At 50.7% G+C, this 485-nt stretch carries 1 protein-coding gene; it reads left to right on the forward strand.

The window, feature by feature from the left end; all coding sequences use genetic code 11:
• The first annotated feature begins 89 nt into the window (after positions 1-89).
• Positions 90-470 (forward strand): AAA family ATPase, encoded by a 381-nt coding sequence (locus tag EVC45_RS48230; protein WP_373683143.1) that lies wholly within the window; start codon positions 90-92, stop codon positions 468-470.
• Positions 471-485 lie beyond the last annotated feature (15 nt).

Below are 485 nucleotides of genomic sequence, written 5' to 3' on the forward strand. Positions count from 1 at the left end.
CTACGCTCGCCTCAGCAAGTCAACCCCAAGACGCTAAACATTAACCCCCTTGTTGCACTTCGGCTTGAAACCGCCCCGAAAATCTGGAGCTGGAAGCTCAAATCAGCTTCGCGCAAAAAGGCCGAGAGAAGATAAACGCCCGAATCTCGAATCTACTTGGGAGCGACGAGCTCCACATCGAGGTGGTCAAGGAAGGAGAGTCGGACCGGTTCCGGCTCGCTCGCAGAGAGGCGATCGCGAAAAACCTTAGCGAAGGCGAAAAGACAGCCGTCGCCTTCGCGTTTTTCTTGACGAAGCTAGACGAGCTAGAAGATTTCTCAAAATCGTTGGTCTACATAGACGACCCTATTTCCAGCTTGGACAGCAATCACATTTTCCAAGTCAATTCGATTATTCGAGAAACCTTCTTCGGCGTGGTTCAAAATACGCGATTTTTGCGTTACATGGACGAGCTGATGCAGCCTGCGTGAAAGAGCAGAAATGGT

The organism is Paraburkholderia sp. UYCP14C, assembly GCF_004197395.1.
In the GTDB taxonomy this organism is placed as follows: Bacteria; Pseudomonadota; Gammaproteobacteria; order Burkholderiales; family Burkholderiaceae; genus Paraburkholderia.